This is a genomic window from Arthrobacter senegalensis (assembly GCF_059091765.1).
Genome location: NZ_JBNHGZ010000005.1, coordinates 215,062 through 237,593 on the forward strand (window position 1 = coordinate 215,062; position 22,532 = coordinate 237,593).

Here is a 22,532-nt window from a genome sequence, read left to right on the forward strand (position 1 = left end):
CTCACCGTGCCACCGCCCTCCCTGCCGCGTAAACGTCCGCGGGCATCGCCCTCTGCAGCTTCCAAGTGATCGCGATCGGCTTCTCACCCGAGTGCTGCACGTAGTCGACCTGGCCCAGACACGTGTAGGGCATAGTCATCCCGGCATCATCTTTTGCATGCTCTCGTGTAAACAGAACAACCTGTGACCCGTGCGCCTTGCGGTCGAGGTACCGCCGCCCGACCGGACTCGTGGTAGACGCCGAGTTCTGTGATTCCCAGTGGAACAAGTCCTCGCTTAGCGCGTAGTCCTTGTACATGGTGGTGGCCGAGTGATTCTTCTCGTCCTTGTTCAAAGTGACGAAAAAGGCGTCGGTAGCTATTTCCGGGCTCCAGGCAACACCCTCTCTGTGCTGCGCGTTCCTCCCGCCGAGCTTGGCGATGCCGAGGGCAGCCAGAACTTCTTCGCGGCGGTATGTGGCATGCGAGTACATAGGTAGGTGTTGCAGGCCTAGTCCGAGCCCCTTAGGCATGTGGCGAGCAGCTTGAACACCGAGCTTCATCAGTTGGCTAATCTCGGAGCAAGCGTAAGGATAGGCCCGCAACTGCTCGAAGGCGTCGTCGTACTCTTCGAAGTCTCCACCATCGGGCCAGAGGGTAAAGAAGAGCATCCGGGCCAGGGTCTTCTCTCGCTCCCCCAAGTCTTCGTAGGGCGCGGCGGCTGGGGAAACGAGCGCGGTGTATGTCTCAGCCCGTTCCGGATCATCGACATGCATCAGCGCGGTCATCTTTTTGAGTACAAGCTGCTCCTCGAAAAGTGACCCACCAGCGCGGTGGATGGCCGGCGGCATGCCGGCATCGATCAGCCCAGCCTCACGGATCAGCGACGTCCAAGAGTCACCGGTTCTGCGGTATACCTCCGTCGCATCCCTGCCGGACTCGCGCAGGTAGTCCTCCAGCAGGACCTCGGCGTGTGACCGTACGTCGGCGACCAGCTGACTGCGGTTGAACCTTAGCTGGGATCTGATGTTATCCAGCACAGTCCGCTGCGCCACCCGATGCAGGATGATCTGGCAGCCGGAGGGCAAGAGCGGAAACTCCTCCTCGATCTGTTTCACGAGGCCTGCTCTGGTGGTTCCGGTCAGTGCCCGGAACTTGGGAGCGAAGCGGAATTCGCGGCGCTGCTGGCCGATGAAGTCCAGAACTGTCAGGACGGCCTTATCCTCGGCTCGCCGGAGGCCGCGGCCGAGCTGCTGGAGGAAGATGGTCGAGCTTTGCGTCGGGCGCAGCAGCAGGATCGTGTCAACTTCCGGCACGTCCAGGCCTTCGTTGAAGAGGTCGACGGCGAAGATGCAGTTGATCTCCTTGCTCCGAAGACTGGAAAGGGCTGAGGCTCTGTCCTCGCTGGTCGTATCGCTGGAGACGGCCACCGAAGCGATCCCGGCGCCGTTGAAAACCTTGGCCATGTAACGTGCGTGCTGGACGGAGACGCAAAATCCTATGGCTCGCATCTCAGTGGTGCTGAGCACTTTATCGCGCAGTTCCTTAATCACCTTGGCCGCGCGGGCGTCGTTGCCCGTGTACAGGACGCTCAGTGCCTGGAGATCGTAGTTCCCCCGCTTCCATTCCACCTGGCTTAGGTCGACGTCGTCCGCCAGTCCGAAATAGTGGAATGGAACCAAAAGGTCGGCTTCCAGCGCGTCCCACAGGCGAAGTTCGCTTGCTGTGCGGCCGCCAAAGAACGCCTCCGCGACGTTGACGCCGTCGCCGCGCTCCGGCGTGGCGGTCAGGCCAAGCAGCTCCCGCGGGCGGAGGTGGTCAATGATCCGGCGGTAAGTCGGCGCTTCCACGTGGTGGAACTCGTCGATGACAACGACGTCAAAATGCTGGGGGGCGATCTGTTCGATGCCCTTGGACGCTAGAGACTGAACGCTGGCGAAGACGTGTTCCCATTGCGTCGGCTTATCCTCCCCGACGTAGAGTTCGCCAAATGTTCCGCTCTGCATAACCGCTCGGTAGGTGCGCAGGGCTTGCTCCAGAATTTCCTTCCGATGGGCGACGAACAGCAGAGTAAGCTGGCGGCCGGCTTGGTCGCAGAGCTGCTGGTAGTCCAAGGCAGCGACAACGGTTTTGCCCGTACCCGTAGCGGCCACGATCAGGTTTTGATGGTGGCCGTGGATCCCGCGGACCGTTTCAAGCTCCTCCAACATCTCAACCTGGTGAAGATGTGGCCGGACCTCCAGCCCAGTGGTACCCATGGGCTGCATCGCGGTGGTGCCGCCGTTGCGCAGCAGGGCGGCATTGAGCCTTTCGGCGTCGGAATCCGGGTCATAGGGGACGAAAGCCCGCTGCTCCCAATAGCTGTTAAACGTGACTTCGAACTTGTTCAGCAGTGCGGGTGTTGTGACAGACGATAAACGCACGTTCCATTCCAGACCGTCCAGGAGGGCTGGCCTGCTCAGGTTGGAGCTGCCGACGTAGGCCGTGTGGAATCCAGTGTTGCGGCGGAAAAGCCATGCCTTGGCGTGGAGTCTGGTGGCTTGGGTTTCGTAGCTGATCCGCACTTCTGCCCCGTGTCTGCGGACCAGTTCATCAACCGCACGGCGTTCGGTGGCGCCCATATAGGTAGTGGTGATAACGCGGAGGGGGACACCACGTTCTGCGAGCTCATCGAGTGCCCTCTCCAGAAGACGCAGACCACTCCACTTGATGAAAGCACTGAGCATGTAGACCGCATTGGCCGAGGCCATTTCGGCACGGAGCTCTGCGGCCAGATTCGGATCGTCCTTGCCATTCGTTAGAAGCGCAGACTCTGATAGTGCGGTGAGTGGACGACGAAGGTTTCGACGTCGCAGTTTCTCCGGTGCATGAAGCGAGAGAAGCTGCTGCGGGCCGTCTTTGATCGAATCTTCTGCCTGGATAACTTCTAACATCCTGTTGGCAAGGGTCAGCCGGTCCTCGGGCTTCGCCGCTACTAAAGCATTCCTTGCGGCGTCACCAATATGTCTTGAAAGGATCTCCGTGACGCCAGCCCCGTCTAGTGTCTCGAAGTTCGCCTGGTACTCCGGCAAGTCCTCCAGTCGACGGGCCAAAGATTCCGTGTGCAGGGCCTCATATAGACCCTCGTGCAGGGCTTCTGCCTCTCCCCCAATGAATGCGTTCACCTGACCAGGGTAATCGAACAACCCGGTAATCTATCTGGCCCGGAGTTGGCTTGCCAGTAAATCTAGCGGTGTGTACTCAGTGCAAGTAGTGCAGACCGAAGGTGCTCATTATTCCTCGTAACCCTTGTAAGCATTGTTTGCCGTTCAGATTCCGCGGCCAATGCGCCCAGGCAATGGCCGAGTCACGGTCGGTGTCAACGCGGCTGATCATCACGAGCTCCCCTGCGCCCGCGCATGGTCACGCCGGTAACGCGGCATCGGCAGGTGCCAACATATTGCTGAAGATAGCAAGCGCATGCCCCCGTTCGCACACCACCATAGGCCGTAAACTATGCGATCCAAGAGGGAGTGATTTCGAGCGATTCTTTGCTGTAGGTATTCACAAACCACGCTCCCTCCGCCGGGGCCGAACTTCGGCACAGAAAAGTCCTGATCTCAAACACCAGCGGTTTGGATGGAGCAAGGACAGGAACCGAGGCTTGCGCATAAGAGGCTCACGTGTCGGAGCTAGGTCGGCGGCCAGAACAGCCACCTGCAACTCCTCTGCTCGGACCGGATGATCCGCATTATGTATGCGTTACCTTTAGGGGCGTTCTCCCGCAACGCAGCCGCTACAGGAGAACACCCCCCCAATCAGTTCAGCTGGACAAGCTTACTACTCGCAAGCGACGCCATCGCCGTCGCGGTCGAGGTGTGAACCATAACCGGGGGCTCCACTGTAGACCGGAGCAGCTCCTGCAGCTCTAGCTGCAGCGCAGTTCGGGTAGTAGGCCGCAGGTGCCGGTGCTGGAACTGCGGGGACGTTTGCCTCGGCTTCCTCTGCGGCCCTCTGCTCAGCCGCCGCTGCTTCCTCAGCGGCTCTTTTTTCGGCCGCCGCTGCTTCCTCCGCGGCCCTCTTTTCAGCTGCCGCTTCTTCCTGAGCCTTCTTAGCGGCAGCAGCCTTCTTTTTAGCTGCTGCCTTTTCTGCGGCCGCCTTCTTTTCAGCTGCTGCCTTTTCTGCAGCCACCTTCTTTTCCTCTGCCGCCTTCTTCGCCGCAGCTTCCTTCTCTGCTTTTTCCGCGGCGAATGCTGCTGCTACCACTTCGTCGTGCGCATCCCTGTCCATCCACACAAGCTCACCGTTTTCATTTTCCGTGCAGAAATAGACCTCCCCTCTAACACCGCGTCGAGCATCCTCGACGTCACAGCCAGTGTTGGCGATCATGCTGGCGCTCGGCGAAGGAGTGGCCGTGACATTACCCGCAGCGGGCTCGAGTTTGTCGCTTCCGGTCGCAGAGGTACCCGTGACAACGAGACCCAGGACGAAGACCAGCACTCCGCCCAAGGCTGTAGATTTAGCTGCCTTCCCGTTCCTGAGCCCTATCCAGGACTGACGCCTGAACACGAGCGCGAATATGGCGGTTAGCAATGCGACAATCCCCAAGAGGACTAGATACGCGCCGAACCCGCCGGACGCCACGGAAAGTATCAGCAGCAGCAACAGAACAGCGGCAATAATCCAGAAGGACACACTGGGACGCCACTTGGGAGCCTGACTTTGGGCAGGTTGATCGTACGGATTGTGATACATGGGTTCCCCAACTTAGTGATGAAGCGTTTACGCACTGTTGGCAGAATAGCAGCCGAAGTTCGGTTCGCCCTAGAGTTCGACTCAAAGGGAGCGCGAATAATGACCCGAAATCAGGTCAGTCCCTGGTCACGATGGATTTGAACGACTCGAGCAATTGCTGCAGCCCGGAACTGCCGCCAATGCTGATAGGCATTACGTCGCCTGCCGCGCCCTTTCTGGTGAAAACTGCCTCATCAGCCGTCAGGAGGAGTGCAACGGGATCAACATCCCGCCACCGCACCCGCTCAAGTCTCGATCTATGGAATGAGCCAGCAAAGATGGGCGTCAAGAAGCCCGCGGGCGTTGCCGCCGCCGAGTCTTTCCTCATTACGACGACGCGAATCTCCGCGAGGGACGGCGCTACGGCCAGCCCCTCCTTCACCGTAGCCAGTACCGTCGATGCTAGTGCGCTGACATACAGCGCGTTGCGGTCCGCCCTGGTCCGCTTCTTGGTCGTAAGTTTCCCCAATGGGGTATAGGAGGGTGTCCTTTCCGGCACCATCTGTGCCGGTCCAAACAGGATGACCACGGTGGCGTAGTTCTCACCCTCTTCGACGCCCACATCAACACACGTCGCTTCGGATACGTTGTCACCAAACGCTTCCTCCAACGCCATCATGACCGTCTCCGGTTCATGCCGGAGGAGTTTCTCCCAGTTCTCCTGGGCAAGTTTGCACTGAACCTCGTAGCTTCGCTGCCATTCAGCTTCAAGTCGAGCCTTCTCAGCATGTGCCATTTGATCGGCTTGCGCCTTCGCCGCCTTGCGTTCGGCCAGCTGAAAACGACCTATTTCCGCGAGCACCTGCTGGGCCAACGCAGTCCGAATAAGCTCGTAGTTGGCCACCGGCGGCACTGGAACGTATGCCGGGGCCGCGCGCTCAAAGTCCTCGTGATGGAGTGTCACCAAGGACATCTCCAGCGCCGCGAGCTCCGCAATCTGCGCCTCGGCTGCGGCTGCTTTGTCGGCTCGCTCAAGCTGCGCGAGACTGGGACGTTTAAATTGGGAAGAACGGCCCTGCCGACGCTGCAGCGGCGAAGTAAGGCTCGACTGGCTCACCTGGATTCCGGCGACCTTAGCTGCCGAATAACTCCAGCCAGCGCCAGAGGAATCCTGCACGACGCTGTCTCCAAGGCTCGTCCGGATGCCTCGGCCGGACGCAGTGATGCGAACACCTGGCGCTATCTTGAAGCTCGCTCGTGCCATGACTTCTCCCCCGAAGAAACGATTGACTGGGCTTTAGCCTATCGGACGTACAGCGGCTAAAGCGCTGGCTCAACGATCGGGAAGTTGGTGACGCTTGCTGTGCTTGGGTAGACGGGTAGGGCTGGGCCACGTCGACCAGCTGACAACCTTGAGGGCCAAACTTCCCTGGGACCGCGGGCCTCATCAGGAAGCTACAGCCGGAAGCGTAGCGCGCCTGCCGGACGCGCGCCTCGAGTGCCCGGACCTTCCGGCGCGCCGGCGGATGAAGTACTCGGCGACCGCAAGGTTGTGCAGCCAGGCGGCCCCCATGAGCACCGCACGGCTCAGTTCGTTGGTCGGGGCGACCAGGAGAATCCACGGGATGGTCACCAGGGCCTGTGTTCCGGCGGCGATCCCGATGGCATAACCGCGGGCCATCCAGGCACCGTGGGCGGCGAAGTTGCGCCGCCGGATCGCGAGGACGCCCAGGATGATGCTCACCGTCATGGCCGTGCCGAACACCAGCCGAAGGACGAGCAGGATGACACCGTCGTCCGGCGGGAGGTCGTAGAAGACGGACATCCAGAGGCCCGAGAGGGCAGCGAGCAGGCCGGCCGGGATGAGAACAACCCCGGCGATGCGGTGCCAGCTGCGCCCGCCGCGCTTGCCGCGACGCAACGAGGGTACGAACTGGAAGGCCCCGACCAGGCTGTAGACGATGGCCGCGGGAATGTGGATCAGCACGGGAACGGGCGAGTCAAAGAACCGCTGGTTGGCCGGCGTCACCGCCGCTCCCCCGGTCAGCTCGGCCACCCGTATCGACCCGAAGATGACCGGGATGAGGCTGATAAAGATCAAGCCGGCGGGTATGAGCCAGCGGCCGCGGGGCCGGCGCCCGGAGCCCTTGGTCACGGCGATGGTTTCTGCAGCCATTGTTGATTCCCCCAGGTCTAGGGTGTACGGCGTACACCTTGTGATCTAAAGGTAGGTGTACGCTGTACACTTGTCAAGAGATATCTGCTGTCAGAAAGGGTGGTCCTGATGGCTCAGCAGGTGGAGTCGGCTCGCCGCACCCCGCTGAACAGGGAGCGGGTGTTGAGCGCCGCCGTCGTGCTTGCCGACGAAGCCGGCGTGGACGCGCTCAGCATGCGCAAGCTGGCGCAGGAACTGGGCGTGGTGCCGATGGCCCTCTACAAACACGTGGCGAACAAGGAAGAACTGCTCGACGGCATGGTCGACGTCATCGTTGGCGAGATCGAGACGCGACGCAGCGGGGCGGATTGGCGGAACGCCGTCCGTCAGCGGGTCTTGTCGGCCCGGGAGGTCCTGCTGCGCCACCCATGGGCCCGCCAGGTACTCGAGTCACGCACCAACAAAACGCCGGTTGTCCTGGACTACATGGACTCGGTGATCGGCATGTTCCGCGCGGGCGGATTCTCGGTCGACCTCACCCACCACGTGATGCACGCCCTGGGCAGCCGGATGTGGGGTTTCACCCAGGAGCTGTTCGACGACTCGCAGAGCGCGCCGGCGGACCTGCCGCCGGAGATGCTGCAGATGATGGCCGCACGGTACCCCCACATTGCCGAGGTTGCCATTGCGGGGGCGCACGACGACGGATCAGTGGTCGGCCAGGGCTGCGACGACCAGTTCGAGTTCGAGTTTGCCCTGGACCTGCTGCTGGACGGATTCGAAAGGCTCCACCAGCAGGGGTGGACCTCTGCCCCGCGCTAAGGCGGCGCGCCGCAGGATTACTGCATTTTGGCGGCCTGGACGAAATCGCGAATCAGCGCGACGTCCTTGACGCCGCGGCTGGATTCAACACCGCTGGAGACATCCACGCCGTTCGGCCGAAGCGTGGCGACCAGCCCGCCGACGTTGGCGGGAGTCAGCCCTCCGGCCAGCAGCCAGAATCCGCGCGGGGGTTGAGCCTGGATCGCGCTCGCGTCGAAGGTCACCCCGGCGCCGGGTTCAACTGCATCGAGCAGGATCCGCCCGGCCTCCCAGTCCGCCCTTTCCTCCGCCGGCAGGGCCTCGTAGGCATCGGCGGAGAAGGCCCGCAGAGTCCGGAACCCGGCGTCCTCGAGCAAGCGGATGTCGCCGCGCGGCTCGTCGCCGTGCAGCTGGACGGTGGTCACCGCCGCGGCCCGGGCTGTCTCGATGACTTCGCCGATGGGCTGGTTGCGGAACACGCCAACAGTTTCGACCCCAGCCGGCACGGCTTCGCCGAGCGCGCGTGCCAGCTGTGCCCCAACTGTGCGCCGGCCACCGGGGGCGAAGACAAACCCCACCGCGTCCGCGCCGGCGTCGACAGCGGCCGTGACCCCCTCTGGAGTCCGCAGTCCGCAGATCTTGACGTAAGTTTCAGCCATTATTCCTGCCCGTTCGTGCTGTGCGTGTACGTGTGCATCCGCTCGCTCTCGGGACCGAAACTGCTCAGGATTTCGACGCGAGGGCTTTGCCGTGGCCGCGGACTCCGCCAAGCACCTTCCGGGATGCACGCTCCGGCGAGCGCAACCGGCTCTGGAGCCCGCCACTCGTGAGGACACCATCGTAGCCGCCCGCAGGTGCACCGCATCCGGGTCGGCGGACGAGTTCCAATCAGGCCTTGCCCCGGACACGTAGGGTATGAGGGACGAGCGCCGGAAGCCGACCAGAGGAGGAAAATGCGCGCCTACGTCCTCCTCCTGCTGGTGGTCATCTTCTACGCCGGCAACATCTTGACCGGCAAGGCGCTCAGCGACCTGCCGCCCTTGACCATCGCGTTCTTCCGGGTCTTCATTGCCTTCCTGGTGCTGCTCCCGCTGGGATACCGCAGCGCCTGGCAGTCCCGCCGCCTGTTCCTCCAGCACCGCAAACCGCTGCTGCTGATGACGCTCACGGGAGTCGCGCTCTTCAATACGCTGATCTACACCGCCCTCCAATTGACCTCCGCCACCAACGCCTCCGTGCTGGAAGCCTCGGTGCCGGCTGTGACGGTGGCCCTCAGCTTCTGGCTGCTGCGCGAACGGCTCAGGGCGATCCAGTGGTTCGGCGTCGTGCTCTCCATGTGCGGGGCGCTGTGGGTGGTTACCAACGGGCAGCTGATGAGCCTCGCGGACCTGTCCTGGAACATCGGCGACGCCATCATGGCGGCGGCCGCGGCGTCCTGGGCGGTGTATTCGATCGCTGTGAAGAAGTATCTGCATCTGTTCCCGTCCTACGGGGCGGTCCTGGTGATGACCGGGCTGTCGGTCATGATCCTGCTGCCCGTCATGGCGGCGGAGTGGCTGGTCGTGGGAGTCCCGCGGATCGGCGGAGGCCACTGGTCCGGCCTCGTGTACCTCGGCGTCTTTCCGTCGGTGATTGCCCTGATGCTCTACAACCGGGCCGTTGCCGTCCTCGGGGCGTCCCAGACGTCCGTGTTCCTGAACTTCGTGCCGGTCTTTACCATGTTCGGTGCGTATCTGCTGCTGAACGAGAGCATCAGTGTCATGCAGATTCTCGGCGCAGCCCTGGTGATGTGCGGCGTGTTCTTCACCACCCGGGACAAAACAAGCGCCGGGCGCAAGGGCTCGCGGCCCGCCGTGGAACCCCGCAGGGATTCAGCCGCTGAGGAGATTCCTTAGCGTCCGTCCCTTTTGGAATGGGGGCCACTATCAGGCGTACGGTGGCTTTAAGGCGGCTGGAAGGGAAGGCGCAAGCGCGTCCGAGCATGCGCTGTGACCGTAAGCGGCGAGCGTGAAAACCAGCCGCGAACAGCAACCCGAGGGAAGGACGGACATGGAACCCGAGGATTTTGACCTGCTGGTGGTTGGCGGCGGGAAGGCCGGCAAGTCGCTGGCGATGGACCTGGCCAAGTCCGGCCAGAAGGTGGCGATGGTGGAGCGGGCGATGGTCGGCGGCACCTGCATCAACGTGGCGTGCATCCCCACCAAGACCCTCATCCAGTCCGGCCGGGTGCTGGACACCGTGCGCCGGGCGGCCGAGTTCGGCGTGGCGGGCGCGGAGGAGCCGCGGATGGACCTCGACCTGCTGCGCCGCCGCAAGGAGGACGTGGTGGACACCATGGTCGCCGGGCAGCAGAAGCTGTTCACGGGCTCGGGCATGGACTTTATCCTCGGCGAGGCCAAGTTCGTCGGCGAGAAGACCGTGGAGGTCGCGCTGAACGACGGCGGCACCCGCCTCCTGCGCGGCACCGACGTCGTTCTCAATCTAGGCACCGAACCGGCGCTGCCCACCATCGACGGCCTGGCCGAATCCGGGGTGCAGACCAGCAACACCCTGCTGCACCTGGAGCAGCTGCCGGGGAGCATGGTTATCCTGGGCGGCGGCTACATCGGCTGCGAGTTCGCCGACCTGCTGAACACCATCGGCGTGGAGGTCACGGTGATCCAGCGCGCCGGGCAGTTGCTGCCGCGGGAGGATGCCGACGTGGCCGGGCTGGTGGCCCGGAACTTCACCGACGCCGGGATCACGCTGAAGCTCGAGGCGTCCGCGGAGAAGATCGAGCGCGCCGCCGACGGGAGCGTCACCGTGACGCTGTCCACCGGGGAGACCGTCAGCGCGGACGACGTGCTGGTGGCGCTGGGACGGCGGCCGATGACGGACGGGATGGGGCTGGAGAAGGCCGGGGTGGAGCTGACGGACAAGGGCTTCGTCCGGGTGGACGACCAGCTGCGCACCACGGCCGACGGCGTCTGGGCCGCCGGCGACGCGGCCGGCTCCCCGCAGTTCACCCACGCCTCCTACGACGACTACCGGATTGTGAAAGCCAACCTGGCCGTCGAGCGGGGCGAGGGCGAGCCCCGGTCTACCCAGGGGCGGCTGATCCCCTACACCGTCTTTACGACGCCGGAGCTCGCCAGGGTGGGGATGACGGAGGCGCAGGCCCGGGAGGCCGGCCACGAGGTGCAAATCGCCAGGATGCCGGTCAGCGCGATCCCCCGCGCCCGGACCCTTGGTGAGCTGGACGGCGAATGGAAGGCCGTGCTGGACCGGCAGACCGGCAAGATCCTGGGTGCCGCGCTGCTGGGAACAGGGGCCAGCGAGGCAATCGCGGTGCTGCAGATGGCGATGATCGGCGGAATGGACTACACCGCGGTGCGGGACGCGATCATCACCCACCCCACCGTCTCCGAGGGGTTGAACCTGCTGTTCACACCTGCCTGGCTGGAGGACTAGGCGTCCAGGCGCGTCTGCTTTCCGGTGTCCTTCGTGGCGGCTTCCCGGACTTCGAGCTCCGCGGCGAGTGCGTAGTACTGAAACAGCGCGTCCCGGACCGGGTGCTCGCAATCCAGGTCCCGGAAGCACCGGTTGCTGAGATTCAATAGCTGGTCCGTGGGCAGGATCGATAGATCGGCGGGAAATGGCGAACGTCCGGACGCCCGAATCATGCTGTTCATGCCGCCCCCTGCAAACGTGCCCGGCCTATGGACACGGCCGGGCAGTGCGGCAGATCCGCGGGAGCGGCTACCGCAAGGGTGCCGGTGAAGGGGCCCGGCTGCGCTGCGCCAACTTGCTCTCCTGCGCCGAACCGTTCGAGCATCTCCAGGCCGCGGCGTTCGATGTGCTGCGCGTCGGACAGATCGACCGTGATGACGATTCCGTGGGCAAGGCGCTCCATGCGATGGAACAGGGGTAAAAGCGCTGTGCAGCTGTCCGCGGTCAGGCACCCGCTGACTTCGATGACCGCCGAGGTACGGTCGATATCAAGCCTGACAAGTACACGCAGTTTGTGATCCATGATCGGCGCTCCATATGAGTGGATCGATGGCCAACTGCTTAACCGGACCCAACGCTACAAGGACATCTCCCCTTGCTCAAGGGCTGGAGGCGATGCGTGCCGGTTATTTGTCGAAATGGGTTTCGGCCGAGGGAGTTCCGGTGGAGGCGACGATGTCGGAGGCCAGCTCGCGGAGCTTGATGTTGCGGGTGTTGGAGGCTGACTTGAGCATCGCGAAGGCTTCGTCCTGGCTGCACCGGCTTTGGCCCATGATGATCCCGACGGCAACGGCAATGGTCGTTCGTGATTCCAGCGCCGCCTTTAAGTCCGCTTCGGTCTCCCGATGCCGGGCCAGCCGGACCGCCAGGGACAGTGCCTGGGAGGCCTGGTGCGCGTATTGTTCGGCGGCCTTGAGCGCTTCCGCATCAAACCTTTTCGGCATATCGGAGTAGAGGTTCAGCCCCGCGCTGTCCCCGCTCTCGAGCGGGATCGGCACGGCCAGGATGGACCGGATGCCCTCGGCCAGAACGTCCTGGGTGTATTCAGGCCACGTCGTTTCTGCCTCCAGGTCTGCCATGTGGACCATCGTGTGTTCGCGCGCGGCGCGCAGGCACGGTCCGTCTGCGTATTCGTACTGAATCTCGTCCATCTTCTGCGCGCGGTCGCTACTGCTCGCGACCGTGCCGGCCTTTTTATGGCGCAGCAGCGTGATGCCGACCAGGAGTTCCTCGCCGGGCCGCGACAGATTGTGCACGGCCAAACGGGCCACGGCGTTGAGGAACGCCTCGATGTCCGCACTGTCGGCAGCCAGTCCGTGAAGAAAATCCTTGACCGTTGTCTCGGAATCATCATAAATTTCGCGTGCCATGATGCCCTCCACTGATGCTCCGGCGTACGTCCACGCTACACCTCGTGACGCGGGTCACAGCTAGAGCCAGTGGGGCGGAATCTGTTTCGCCGGCCTACGGCCTCCCCTCCCTCGCTGATAACGATTCGGAATACCAATCGCTTCAGGCAACTACTTGGCACTCGACACCGTACGATGCTAAGTGTGCTGTCAAAGGGCCAGCCGGAAAGCAGGAGACGTTGGCGAGTACGCCTCATTCAGATCGGGCCGGCACGCTCCTGGGCGGGCGATACCGGCTCAAGCAACTTGTCGGAACCGGAGCAAGCGCCCGGGTGTATCGGGCGGAGGATGAAGTCTTGGGACGCGAGGTGGCCGTCAAGGTCATCCAGCGGCCCTCGATGAACGAGGCAGAGTTCCACCGCGACGACGCGGAAATCAAGCTCCTGGCGCGGCTGAACCACCCCAACCTGGTGATCCTGCTGGACGCGGGCATCGACCGGATGGAAGCGGGACACCCGCAGATCTACCTGGTGATGGAGCTGATCGAAGGCGCGGACCTGCGAACGCGCCTGGCGGAGGGTCCGCTGCCGCCGCGCCACGTGGCCCAGGTCGGCCGCGAGCTGGCCGAGGGAATCGCCTACATCCACAACAACTCCGTGGTCCACCGGGACATTAAGCCCGGCAACATCATGCTTCTCAATTACGACGACGACGCCTCCCGGCTCCGGGCCAAACTCACCGACTTCGGCATCGCCGTCGTGATCTCCGAAGATGCCCGCGAGGACGGCATCTATGGGACCGCCGCCTACCTGAGCCCCGAGCAGGCCAAGGGCGAGCCCGCGGGCCCGGCCAGCGACATCTATTCCCTGGGCCTGGTGCTGTTGGAGTGCTTGACCGGCAAGCCCGCCTTTCCCGGTCCGCCGCTGGAGGCAGCGGTTGCCCGGCTGCTGCGTGATCCAAAGATCCCGGCCAGCCTCGGTCCCGACTGGGTGTTGCTGCTGGGCGCCATGACGGCTGCCGACCCCGCGGAACGCCCCACCGGACGGGAGGTGGCGCTGGCGCTGGAGGAGATGGAGCTTTCGCTCCGGGGCAGGCGGAGGCTGTGGGGCAGGCGCCGGCTGGACATCCCCGTCGTGCCGAACCACGGACCCCACCGCCTGAAAGCGGCCGCGCGCTAAGGCTTTCGCGGCCGCTCTGCCGGTCCGGGGCCCGACGCCGGCAGCCCGGCCAAGCGTTCTATCACGCGAAGTCCCGCCGGGGTACCGGGCCAGTGCCGGCGCAGTGCCTCCGTGCCCGCGGACCGGATCAGCAGCCGCAGTGCCCAGGCCACGACCAGTACGTCGTCTGCATACCCGATGACCGGCAGGAAATCCGGCACCAAGTCGACGGGGCTGGCCAGATAGGCCAGCAGCAGCACGAGCATAATCCGGACCCGCGCCGGTACCGCGCGGTCCCCCGTCAACCGGCGCAGCAGCCGCAACAGATCCGGCAGCAGGCGCAGGGCATCGCGCATTCCCACCGTCTCCGGATGCCGGCGCGCGTACCACCACAGGCATGCCAGCAGCACCGCATAGACCAGGACGAGGCCACCGGCAACACCGACCAGCAGGTCAACCCAGTCCACTCTCTGCTCCCTTCCCGGCACGGCCCCGACGTCGTACTCTTCCTGGCCGCGCTACCGCAACTGTAGGGCAGACAGGGACGTCCAGGTGCGGTAGCGTCCAACCATCACGGCGGCCCGGCGAGTGCCGGGGCGGCTTCGGCAATCCTTCGGAGGGACCCATGCTGCGCGGAATGAGTACGGTCAGTTACTACACCCCGGACCTGCCGGCGGCGGTCGAGTGGTACTCCGACCTGCTGGGGAAGAAGCCCTGCTTTGAGCAGCCGGGCTATGCGGAGTTCCGGGTCGGCGACTACGAGCACGAGCTGGGGCTGATCGACACCATGCACGCTCCGCCCGGACATGCTATCGACCCCGGCGGTGCGATCCTCTACTGGCATGTGGACGATGTGCGGGCCGTGCGGCAGCGCCTGCTGGACAAGGGCGCGAAGGAGCTGGAGCCCGTCACGGAACGCGGCCACGGTTTCGTCACGGCCTCGGTCGTGGATCCGTTCGGCAACGTCCTCGGCATCATGCAGAACCCGCACTATCTGGAGATGCTGGGCTCCTCCGCTCCGGCGTCCTGACGTTAAAGCGCCGCAGCCACCGCTGCCAGGGTGGCTGGACCGCCCAGTTCACCGTCACCGTGGTGAAGGCCCAGCGGAAGCGCCGGGCAAACGCGGCCCGGCCGGCGAAGATCCGGCCGGCCGCGCCGACGCGCAGCCGCCGGTCGAACCGGATCCGCGCCCACGGAGCCAGCTGGAAGCTCAGGTCCAAATCGTCGTGGATGTCTTGCCGGTCGCGGTGGATGCCAGCCTTGGCCCGCTCCCAGGCAGTCCGGCGCATGGCGAAGTTCGATCCCCATACCGGGGTGGCCGCCATCGCGAGGCCGGCGCCGAGCCGGTAGCCGGAGCCATAGGCGGCGCTGGCCAGCCGGGCCACCGGCCGGGGCAGGTCGTAGAACCGGCCCGGACCGGTCAGCGCTTCGAGGCCGGGATCGGCGTCGAAGGCGGCACCGATCCGGGCCAGCCAGTCCGCGGGAGGACGGGTGTCGGCGTCGCAGCGGACGATCACCGCGGCGGCGGCATCGAACGCCGGGACGGCCGCGAAACCGGCAGCGGGGGCGGCGAGGCTGGGAGCGGCGGCGGGGGTGTCGAAGCGGGCGGCAGCATCAAACCCCGCGGCGGCGGCGTCGTAGCCCGCAGCCGATGCCGCCGGGATGCCGGGACGGCGTTCGACGACGACGCGCGCCCCGGCGGCCCGTGCCACCTGGGCCGAGGAATCGGTGCAGTTGTTGTCTACGACGATGACCTCGAAGGGGGCACGGGTCTGCCGCCCCAGCAGCGCGAGGCACTCGGCGAGCGCCGCGGCGTCGTCGAGCACCGGGATCACCACGGTCATGATGGTGTGATGCCGGTTCCCGGGAGGGGCCTCCGCGGCCCCGTCGTCGCCCCGCGGTTTCACCGGGCTCCCGCGTACCAGATCAGCAGCATGGTGACCAGGAAACCGACCGCATAGTTCAGCCACAAAAACCGTTTCCACCCCGCGTTCGCAGCCGCCGAGCCGGCGTCGTCGATCCGGGCGAAGCGCAGCACGTTGGCCAGGTACGGCAGGGCCAGGAGCCCGCCCAGCGGGCCCGGCCAATCGGTGGCGAGCATCAGCAGTCCGGCAGCGGCATAGGCGGCGGCGGAGACCAGCACGGTGCGGCGGGCGCCCAGCACGGTGCCGATCGACCCGAGCCCGGCCTCGCGGTCCGGGACCACGTCCTGGACCGCCCCGAAGGCATGGCTGGCCACGCCCCACAGGAAGTACGCGGCCAGCAGCGCCCACAACCCCGGGGTGAACACCGCGCCGGCCAGGACCAGCCCGTAGATAGCGGGCGAGACGAAGTGCGTGCTGGAGGTCAGCGAGTCCAGGAACGGCCGTTCCTTGAACCGCAGCCCCGGCGCGCTGTAGGCGTAGACCGCGGCCAGCGAGACCAGCAGCACCAGGTTGGACGCCAGGCTGCCGGCTACCGCCAGGACCGCGATGAACGGCACTGTGGCCACGGCGCTGGCCTGCAGGATCGCGCGGTGCCGGGCCCTGTCCACCACCGCGCCCTCGGCCCCGCCCTTTCGCGGGTTGAGCAGGTCCGATTCGTAGTCGAAGACGTCGTTAATGCCGTACATGGCGAGGTTGTACGGGACCAGGAAGAAGATCGTGCCCACCACCAGCAGCCAGTCGACGCCGCCGGAGGCCAGCAGGAACCCGGCGGCGAAGGGATAGGCGGTGTTGACCCAGGACACCGGCCGGGAGGTGATAACCAGTTCACGAATCACGACGGTTCCCTCCCCCGTCGGCTCGGCCGGCCCTCTCATCGGCACGGCGGCGCGGGCCTGTGAGCATCAGCCACACCGCGGGCAGCAGCAGCGCCGCGCCCATCGGATAGGCAAAGTCCTCGACCGGCGCCAAGCCGATCCGGAGTCCGGCCAGGGCGTGGCCGCCGTAGTCGAACAGCCCGGAGGCGATCATGACGTTGTCGAACACGGCGGTGAGCACCCACAGCACCGCGACGGACAGGCCGGCCGCCGCGACTGCCCCGCGGGGCACCCGCCGGGCCAGGACCGCGCCCACTGCCGCCACCACCGCGACGCCGAGGAAGACCGCATTCAGCTCCAGAAAACTCACGCCGCACCACCCCCGGCCGGCGCGCCGTCGTCGCGGCTGACCAGCTGCGGCCTGGCCGCGCGGGCCGCCCGCCGGTGCCGGCCCCATGCCAGCAGCCCGGTGAACAGGATCATGGTTTGGTAGCAGAGGAAAGCCAGGAAGAACGCCTCCTCCAGCGGCAACTCCGGGCCCAGCATCAGGCCGGTCATCAGCGGCGAGTCGCGGTGCACAAAGATTCCGAGCGCGATCGCCCAGACGTCCCAGGCCAGGAAGTACGCCAGTCCGATGGCCAGGGTCACGGCCGCCGCGACCGGCCGGGCGAAGAAGAACAGCCTGTAGCGCGCGTCCAACAAGGCCAGGCAGCCCAGCAGCACCACCAGCACGGCCAGGTAGATCATGCGCTCCTCCCCGAACTGTCCGACGACGGCGCGGGGCCGGGTGCCGCCGGGTCCGGTTCCGGCAGTGCGCCGGGCGTGCCGATCCCCTGCACGGCCTTGAGCACCAGCTCGGCACTGATCAGGCACATGGGCACGCCAATGCCCGGCCGAACCGAGCTGCCGGCGTAGTGCAGCCCGTCCACCCGGCGGCTCCGGTTGCCCGGGCGCAGGAAGGCACTCTGCCGCAGGGTGTGTGCCGGACCCAGCGCGCTGCCGCGCCACGCGTTGAATCCGTCCGAGAAGTCCGCCGGGCCGTAGGTGCGCCGGACGGCGATCCGGCCGCGCAGATCAGCCACTCCCGTCCAAACGGCCAGCTGGTCGATGGCCGCGTCCGCGACTGCTTCCACGGCGGCCGCCCCGGACCCGTCGTCGCCGCCCGAGCCCCAGGCCGGCTCAGCCGGCGCGGGAACCAGGATGAACAGGTTCTCGTCCCCGGCCGGCGCCGCCCCGGCGTCGGTGGCGCTGGGCTTGCACACGTAGATGGACGTCTCCCGAGCCAACGCCCGCCCGGAGCGGATGCGGCCGAAGTTCTCCTTCCAGTCCCGGGTGAAGAGCAGGTTGTGGTGGGCCAGTTGCGGCAGCGGACCGTGCACACCGAGGCAGACCAGCACGGCGCTGGGTCCCGGGTCGCGGCGGCGCCACACCGGTTCCGGGTGGCTGCGCAGGTGCGCCGGCAGCAGCCCGGTCTCCACGTGGTGGAGATCTGCCGCGGCGACGACGACGCCCGCCGCCGTCCGGTGTTCGGCGCCGGCGGCGTCGGACCAGAGCACCGCCTCGCAGCGGGCCTTCGCGCCGGACTGCCCGGTGACAATGTGCCGGGCGGTGGCACGGGTTTCGATCCGGACGCCGGCCTCCCGCGCCAGCCTCTCCATCGCACCTACCAGGGCAGTGAACCCGCCCATCGGGTAGTACACGCCGTCGTCGAGGTCCAGGTGGCTCATCAGGTGGTACATCGCCGGCGCCCGGTACGGGCTGGTGCCCAGGAACACCGCCGGGTACCCCAACAGCTGGTGCAGCCGCGGGTCCGTGAACCGATCGCGGACGTAACGGTCCAGGCTCCAGCCCAGCAGCTTGGCCAGCCGGGGTGCCCGACGCAGCACCTGCGGGTGGGCCAGTCCGCGCAGGCTGGCGAAGTCGTCGTACAGGAAGTGCTCCTTGGCCAGCCGGTACGTTTCCGCTGCCTCGTCCAGGTAGCGGTGCAGCGCCGGCCCGGACCCCGGTTGCAGGCCTTGGAACAGTTCCGCTACGTTTTCGCGGCCCGAGCGGACCTCCGTGGCCGCCGGATACCCCTCGAACCAGATCCGGTAACCGGGGTCCAGCCGCACCAACTCCAGCTGCTCCGCGGCGCTGGTGCCCATCAGCTTGAACCAGTGGTCGATCACCTCCGGCATCAGGTACCAGGACGGGCCGGTGTCGAAGCGGAAACCGTCGCGCTCGTGCCGTCCCGCCCGGCCGCCCAGCGCGGAGCGTTGTTCCAGCAGGGTGACGCGGTGACCCGCCCGGGCCAGCAGCCCGGCCGTTGCCAGTCCCGAGACCCCGCCACCGATGACCACCACCGGTTGGCCCGATTCGCCGGCCTGCGGCGCCGCACCCGCTGCCCGTCGACGCGCGGTCAGCCCGGCCTTGAACGAGGAGGCACCCATCAGGCGGCGCTCCTTCCGCGCAGCCGCTGGCGGGCCAGGATCCGCAGGGCGATGGCGGCCTTCTGCGGCGTGCCGACGCGCACCCGGCGGGACAGCAGCTCCTCCGCCGGTATCCGTTCCAGCCGGTCAACCAGCGCGCTGAACAGGGCATGGGCCAGTTCGACGGCGGTGCAGGCACCGGGCGGGAGCAGCGCAATGCCCCGCCCGGCGGCAGCGAGGTCCGCCCGGATCTCGGCCACCAGCGCGTGCTTCCGTTGCTCGTCCCACGCCTCGGCGCCCGTCTGCGGGAAGTAGCTGCGGCCCAGCTGATCCCGGTCGGCGGCGAGGTCGCGCAGGAAGTTAACTTTTTGGAAGGCGGAGCCCAGCCGGCGGGCGGCGGCGGCGAGCTCGTCATCCCGGCCGGGCATCGCGCCGGGCATGGTTTGGAACACCCGCAGGCACATCAGGCCCACCACCTCGGCGGAGCCGTAGATGTAGTCCGCCAACGAATCTGCGGTGTGTTCGGCCACCGTGATGTCCGCGCGCATGGAGGCGAAAAACGGCCGGGTCAGGTCGACGCCGATGCCGCACGCGCGGGCGGTCCCGGCGAACGCGTGCACCACCATGTTGGTGCTGTAACCGGTCAGCAGCGCGGTTTCGGTCTCGTGTTCCAACCGGTTCAGCTGGTCGCGCACGGCCACGGCGTCGAGCCCGGCCTCGGCAGCCGCCCCGTCCACCGCTTCGTCGGCCACCCTGACCAGCGCATAGATGTTGGCGATGTGCCGGCGTTCCTCCGGCCCGAGCAGCCGGCATGCCAAGCCGAAGGAGGTGGAATAACGGGCAATCACGACGCCGGCGCTGCGGCCGGCGGCGTCGGTGTAGCGGAGCAGCGGGTTCGGTTCCATGGCCGCTAGTTCCCCCTCGTCAGCACCTGGTTGCAGACCCGCGCCAGTTCGCTCCACGCGGCGGCGTCCAGGGGCAGGAGGCGGGACTCCTCGAGCGCTTCGTCCACCAGGATGCGGGCGAGCCGCATCGCCTGCGCGTCGGCGCCGCAGTCCGTGAGCGCCGCGCGGACCTCGCCGACCCCCGCCTCGCCGCGGCGAAACGCGGCCAGCAGGTCATCGAACCCTTCCGCCTCCGCCGCATAAGCGGTCAGCACGGTGCGTTTGCCTTCGCGCAGGTCGGATTCGGCGGACTTGCCGGTGGTGCCGGGCTCCCCGAAGGTCCCGAGAACGTCGTCCACGATCTGATAAGCCAGCCCAATGCGGCGGCCGACCGCGGCGAGTGCCTCGGCCGGGTGTCGGTCGGCGCCGGCCAACAGCGCCCCGGCTTTCAGCGGCGCCTCGAAGGAGTAGGCCGCCGTCTTCAAACGTTCCATGCCGAGGACGTCGCCCAGTCCGGGGCTTTCCGTCGCCGCCGACAGCAGGACATCATCCAGTTCGCCGGCGGCCGAGGCAAACACGGCGTCGTGGACCGTTTCCATCAGGACGTCGGCGCACGGCAGCCCGGCGCCGGAGCTGCCGGCCATCCGCAGGGCACCGGTCAGCAGGAGGTCGCCGGCAATGATCGACGCCGCGTGGCCCAGGTGCTCGGCCTCGGGCCCGGGCAGCCCCTGACCTCTGGCGTCGTCCCGGTAACGGGCTCCGATGGTTGGCAGGCCGCGGCGGACGAAGTCCCTGTCGATGACGTCGTCGTGCACCACCAGCGCGGTGTGCAGCAGCTCGAACGCCGCGCCTAGCCGGGCGCAGCGGCGCGGATCCTCGCCGCCGAAGGACTTGTACGCGAGCTGCACCATCCTGGGCCGCAGCCGCTTGCCGCCGCCCAGCGCAGCCTCAATCCGGTCCCACAGCACGGGAAAAGTATGCGAGAGCGTGCCGGCCCGGCTGCGGTTCCCTGCAGTAAATCGCTGAAGCTCCGCTTCGACGAGGGGGCCTACTTGCCGCCAGCCGCAGGGATCCGACGCTGCCTCGGCGGCCGCGCGGCTTTCGGCGTTCAGAGTCATGACTGACCTTCTCCCCAAGGTTGGGAGCGTGCAGGCTGCCCCCGTCACTTCTGCACTTCGTTGTTCCATAGTGTGCGTCACCGGGGCCCGGTGCGCGACCATTGCCTGCAATTGGCGGGGTCAGGATCCCCAACTAGTCGGCCGGTTTGGCGGGCTCCCGCGCCGATATCCGGCAAAGGCTTGCCAGCGGCGGCCCCATCATGGAACGTAGTAAGCACACTTAGCATCGTTGGGGTATATCGCCCGGACCCTGGCGTCACGTGAGGCCGGTCAGGCTTCCTCACCCAAAGGAACAAACCATGACACCGACACCGCAACAGCCGGTCACCGACGACAGCATCAAGGTCCGCCAGCTCAGCCACTACCAGTTCACCTGGGTAGCCGGCGAGCCGGGGGCCCGCGGCACCTGGACCCTGCAACTGGTCCTGGACCAGGGCGCGTGGGAAGAGGTGCTGACGCTGGACGCCGACGACGCCGACAACCTCCAGGACCTCCTCTCCACCGCGGAGACCGTGTACTACGACATCGCCCGCCGCACGCTGATGTTCGGCACCACCAAGGCCGGCCACCACTAGCCACGGGGCGACGGTGGAACCAGCCGGGCGCTAAACCGTCAACGGTTTCCGCGGCAGGGGCTGTGCTGAGATGCTGGTGGCGTGACAACAATCTCGACCGAACCGCCCCGGACCGCGCTGAGCTGGAAACTGGTGCCGGCGGTGCTCCTCTCTGCGTCCGGCGTGCTGCTTTTTGCCGTCGAGAATGGCCCCCTCGGCTACGGCCTGCTCGCGCTGAGCGTGGCCACGGCGGCGCTGGTTGACCGGGAGTTTGTCCGGCATCTTGCGCTGATCGCGGCCGGGATGCTGATCATCAGCCTGGTGCCCCTGAACGCGGACCTGAGCCTCGGGCACATGGCCCTGATGGGCGGCGCCCTCGCGTTGGCCGTCCTGGTGCCGTGGCTGGTGTCGAGGTTTGTCTACCGGGAGAAGATCATCAGGTTTCCGGTGAACACGGGCCGCAAATGGCCGTTGTCCGCCAAGCTGTACCTCATCGGCGTCGTGGCGCTCGGCTACTTCATTTTGCCGGTGTATCTGGTCAGCACGGGCGTTTACCAAAACTGGCCGGATGCCTCCGACCCCACGATCTTCTGGCGGCTCTTTCTCGGCGTGAACGCCGTCGGCATCTGGGACGAACTCTTCTTCATCTGCACCACCTTCACGCTGCTGCGCCGGCATTTTCCCGACTGGCTCGCCAACCTCCTGCAGGCCGTCGTGTTCTCGTCCTTCCTGTGGGAGATCGGCTACCAGGCGTGGGGGCCGCTGCTGACCTTCCCGTTCGCGCTGCTGCAGGGCTACACCTTTAAGCTGACGAAGTCGTTCACCTACGTCGTATCCGTGCACCTGATCTTCGACTTCGTGCTGTTCCTGGCGCTGGTGCACGCGCACAACCGCGACTGGCTGCCGATCTTCCTGTACTGACCCTGCCGCTCCCGCGCACACCCGGACGTAGAGGGGCCGGGGCACTGGGACGCGAAGGGGCCCCCGGCACGCAGGACGCAAAGGGGCCCGGGGGGGGACCCCTGTGGGTGGTTTTCGGACCCCGCTTTCTCGTGGCGCACCCAAAGGCGCCACCCACCCCCCCTTTTTTTTTTTTCTCCCCCCCCCCCCCCCCCCCCCCCCCCCCCCCCCCCCCCACCCCCCCCCCCCCCCCCCCCCCAAACCTTCCCCCACACTTGCCCGGGCG

General features: G+C 66.3%; 23 protein-coding genes. 7 read left to right on the forward strand and 16 right to left on the reverse strand.

The genetic code is table 11. The features are described from left to right. Position 1 precedes the first annotated feature (1 nt). The 4 genes from AC5RVG_RS15600 to AC5RVG_RS15615 all read right to left on the reverse strand — a co-directional run bounded on the left by AC5RVG_RS15600 (position 2) and on the right by AC5RVG_RS15615 (position 6,867). Positions 2 to 3,109 carry a DEAD/DEAH box helicase gene (locus tag AC5RVG_RS15600; RefSeq protein WP_494014579.1) on the reverse strand — a complete coding sequence of 1,036 codons (3,108 nt, stop codon included), beginning with the start codon at positions 3,107 to 3,109 and terminating at the stop codon, positions 2 to 4. 688 nt (positions 3,110 to 3,797) lie between these two features. Next, the gene (locus AC5RVG_RS15605; protein ID WP_494001629.1) at positions 3,798 to 4,652 is read right to left on the reverse strand and encodes an excalibur calcium-binding domain-containing protein; all 855 of its coding nucleotides are present in this window, start codon (positions 4,650 to 4,652) and stop codon (positions 3,798 to 3,800) included. A 175-nt stretch (positions 4,653 to 4,827) separates the two neighbouring features. Further along, positions 4,828 to 5,955 (reverse strand): hypothetical protein, encoded by a 1,128-nt coding sequence (locus AC5RVG_RS15610; protein WP_494014550.1) that lies wholly within the window; start codon positions 5,953 to 5,955, stop codon positions 4,828 to 4,830. Between the two features lie 183 nt (positions 5,956 to 6,138). Then, complete coding sequence (locus AC5RVG_RS15615) at positions 6,139 to 6,867, reverse strand: DUF2306 domain-containing protein (protein ID WP_494014551.1); 729 nt, start codon at positions 6,865 to 6,867, stop codon at positions 6,139 to 6,141. 108 nt (positions 6,868 to 6,975) lie between these two features. On the opposite strand from AC5RVG_RS15615, the gene AC5RVG_RS15620 reads away from it, so the two are divergent. Then, entirely contained in the window at positions 6,976 to 7,668 is a 693-nt protein-coding gene (locus tag AC5RVG_RS15620; RefSeq protein WP_494014552.1) for a TetR/AcrR family transcriptional regulator, read from the forward strand. Between the two features lie 17 nt (positions 7,669 to 7,685). On the opposite strand, the gene AC5RVG_RS15625 is transcribed toward AC5RVG_RS15620, so the two are convergent. Further along, the gene (locus AC5RVG_RS15625; RefSeq protein WP_494014553.1) at positions 7,686 to 8,306 is read right to left on the reverse strand and encodes a phosphoribosylanthranilate isomerase; all 621 of its coding nucleotides are present in this window, start codon (positions 8,304 to 8,306) and stop codon (positions 7,686 to 7,688) included. 294 nt (positions 8,307 to 8,600) lie between these two features. Between AC5RVG_RS15625 and AC5RVG_RS15630 the strand changes: the two genes are divergently transcribed. Then, a complete protein-coding gene (locus AC5RVG_RS15630) occupies positions 8,601 to 9,542 on the forward strand; it encodes a DMT family transporter (RefSeq protein WP_494014554.1) in 942 nt (313 codons plus the stop codon). A 154-nt stretch (positions 9,543 to 9,696) separates the two neighbouring features. Then, positions 9,697 to 11,097, forward strand: a complete 1,401-nt coding sequence (locus AC5RVG_RS15635) for a dihydrolipoyl dehydrogenase family protein (protein WP_494014555.1) — start codon at positions 9,697 to 9,699, stop codon at positions 11,095 to 11,097. Here the strand turns inward: AC5RVG_RS15635 and AC5RVG_RS15640 are convergent. From AC5RVG_RS15640 to AC5RVG_RS15650, 3 genes are all read right to left on the reverse strand, one after another. After that, a complete protein-coding gene (locus tag AC5RVG_RS15640; protein WP_494014556.1) occupies positions 11,094 to 11,318 on the reverse strand; it encodes a hypothetical protein in 225 nt (74 codons plus the stop codon). The two genes, AC5RVG_RS15635 and AC5RVG_RS15640, sit on opposite strands and share 4 nt — an antisense overlap. Beyond that, positions 11,315 to 11,659 carry a hypothetical protein gene (locus AC5RVG_RS15645; protein WP_494014557.1) on the reverse strand — a complete coding sequence of 115 codons (345 nt, stop codon included), beginning with the start codon at positions 11,657 to 11,659 and terminating at the stop codon, positions 11,315 to 11,317. Before AC5RVG_RS15645 ends, AC5RVG_RS15640 begins: the two co-directional genes overlap by 4 nt. 103 nt (positions 11,660 to 11,762) lie before the next feature. After that, positions 11,763 to 12,506, reverse strand: coding sequence for an ANTAR domain-containing protein (locus tag AC5RVG_RS15650; RefSeq protein ID WP_494014558.1), 744 nt, complete (start codon positions 12,504 to 12,506; stop codon positions 11,763 to 11,765). 218 nt (positions 12,507 to 12,724) lie between these two features. Between AC5RVG_RS15650 and AC5RVG_RS15655 the strand changes: the two genes are divergently transcribed. Continuing rightward, positions 12,725 to 13,663, forward strand: coding sequence for a serine/threonine-protein kinase (locus AC5RVG_RS15655; RefSeq protein ID WP_494014559.1), 939 nt, complete (start codon positions 12,725 to 12,727; stop codon positions 13,661 to 13,663). On the opposite strand, the gene AC5RVG_RS15660 is transcribed toward AC5RVG_RS15655, so the two are convergent. Beyond that, entirely contained in the window at positions 13,660 to 14,109 is a 450-nt protein-coding gene (locus AC5RVG_RS15660) for a YkvA family protein (RefSeq protein WP_494014560.1), read from the reverse strand. The two genes, AC5RVG_RS15655 and AC5RVG_RS15660, sit on opposite strands and share 4 nt — an antisense overlap. 170 nt (positions 14,110 to 14,279) lie before the next feature. Here AC5RVG_RS15660 and AC5RVG_RS15665 point away from each other — a divergent pair, with 170 nt between their 5' ends. Continuing rightward, positions 14,280 to 14,672 carry a VOC family protein gene (locus AC5RVG_RS15665; RefSeq protein WP_494014561.1) on the forward strand — a complete coding sequence of 131 codons (393 nt, stop codon included), beginning with the start codon at positions 14,280 to 14,282 and terminating at the stop codon, positions 14,670 to 14,672. On the opposite strand, the gene AC5RVG_RS15670 is transcribed toward AC5RVG_RS15665, so the two are convergent. From AC5RVG_RS15670 to AC5RVG_RS15700, 7 genes are read right to left on the reverse strand one after another with little or no spacing between them, the layout of a single operon-like run. Next, entirely contained in the window at positions 14,617 to 15,486 is an 870-nt protein-coding gene (locus AC5RVG_RS15670) for a glycosyltransferase (RefSeq protein ID WP_494014562.1), read from the reverse strand. The genes AC5RVG_RS15665 and AC5RVG_RS15670 overlap by 56 nt on opposite strands. 59 nt (positions 15,487 to 15,545) lie before the next feature. Then, positions 15,546 to 16,442: a prenyltransferase gene (locus AC5RVG_RS15675; protein WP_494014580.1), complete on the reverse strand. Its 897-nt coding sequence runs from the start codon at positions 16,440 to 16,442 to the stop codon at positions 15,546 to 15,548. Next, on the reverse strand, positions 16,393 to 16,752 hold the full coding sequence (locus AC5RVG_RS15680) for a lycopene cyclase domain-containing protein (protein WP_494014563.1): 360 nt from the start codon (positions 16,750 to 16,752) through the stop codon (positions 16,393 to 16,395). Before AC5RVG_RS15680 ends, AC5RVG_RS15675 begins: the two co-directional genes overlap by 50 nt. Continuing rightward, on the reverse strand, positions 16,749 to 17,129 hold the full coding sequence (locus AC5RVG_RS15685; protein WP_494014564.1) for a lycopene cyclase domain-containing protein: 381 nt from the start codon (positions 17,127 to 17,129) through the stop codon (positions 16,749 to 16,751). The genes AC5RVG_RS15680 and AC5RVG_RS15685 overlap by 4 nt, the downstream gene beginning before the upstream one ends. After that, positions 17,126 to 18,811, reverse strand: coding sequence for a phytoene desaturase family protein (crtI, locus tag AC5RVG_RS15690; protein ID WP_494014565.1), 1,686 nt, complete (start codon positions 18,809 to 18,811; stop codon positions 17,126 to 17,128). Before crtI ends, AC5RVG_RS15685 begins: the two co-directional genes overlap by 4 nt. Then, positions 18,811 to 19,695 carry a phytoene/squalene synthase family protein gene (locus tag AC5RVG_RS15695; protein ID WP_494014566.1) on the reverse strand — a complete coding sequence of 295 codons (885 nt, stop codon included), beginning with the start codon at positions 19,693 to 19,695 and terminating at the stop codon, positions 18,811 to 18,813. The genes crtI and AC5RVG_RS15695 overlap by 1 nt, the downstream gene beginning before the upstream one ends. A 5-nt stretch (positions 19,696 to 19,700) precedes the next feature. Beyond that, complete coding sequence (locus tag AC5RVG_RS15700; protein ID WP_494014567.1) at positions 19,701 to 20,792, reverse strand: polyprenyl synthetase family protein; 1,092 nt, start codon at positions 20,790 to 20,792, stop codon at positions 19,701 to 19,703. A gap of 299 nt (positions 20,793 to 21,091) precedes the next feature. On the opposite strand from AC5RVG_RS15700, the gene AC5RVG_RS15705 reads away from it, so the two are divergent. Then, complete coding sequence (locus AC5RVG_RS15705; protein ID WP_494001649.1) at positions 21,092 to 21,367, forward strand: hypothetical protein; 276 nt, start codon at positions 21,092 to 21,094, stop codon at positions 21,365 to 21,367. An 81-nt stretch (positions 21,368 to 21,448) separates the two neighbouring features. After that, the gene (locus AC5RVG_RS15710; protein ID WP_494014568.1) at positions 21,449 to 22,267 is read left to right on the forward strand and encodes a CPBP family intramembrane glutamic endopeptidase; all 819 of its coding nucleotides are present in this window, start codon (positions 21,449 to 21,451) and stop codon (positions 22,265 to 22,267) included. The last annotated feature ends 265 nt before the right edge of the window (positions 22,268 to 22,532 follow it).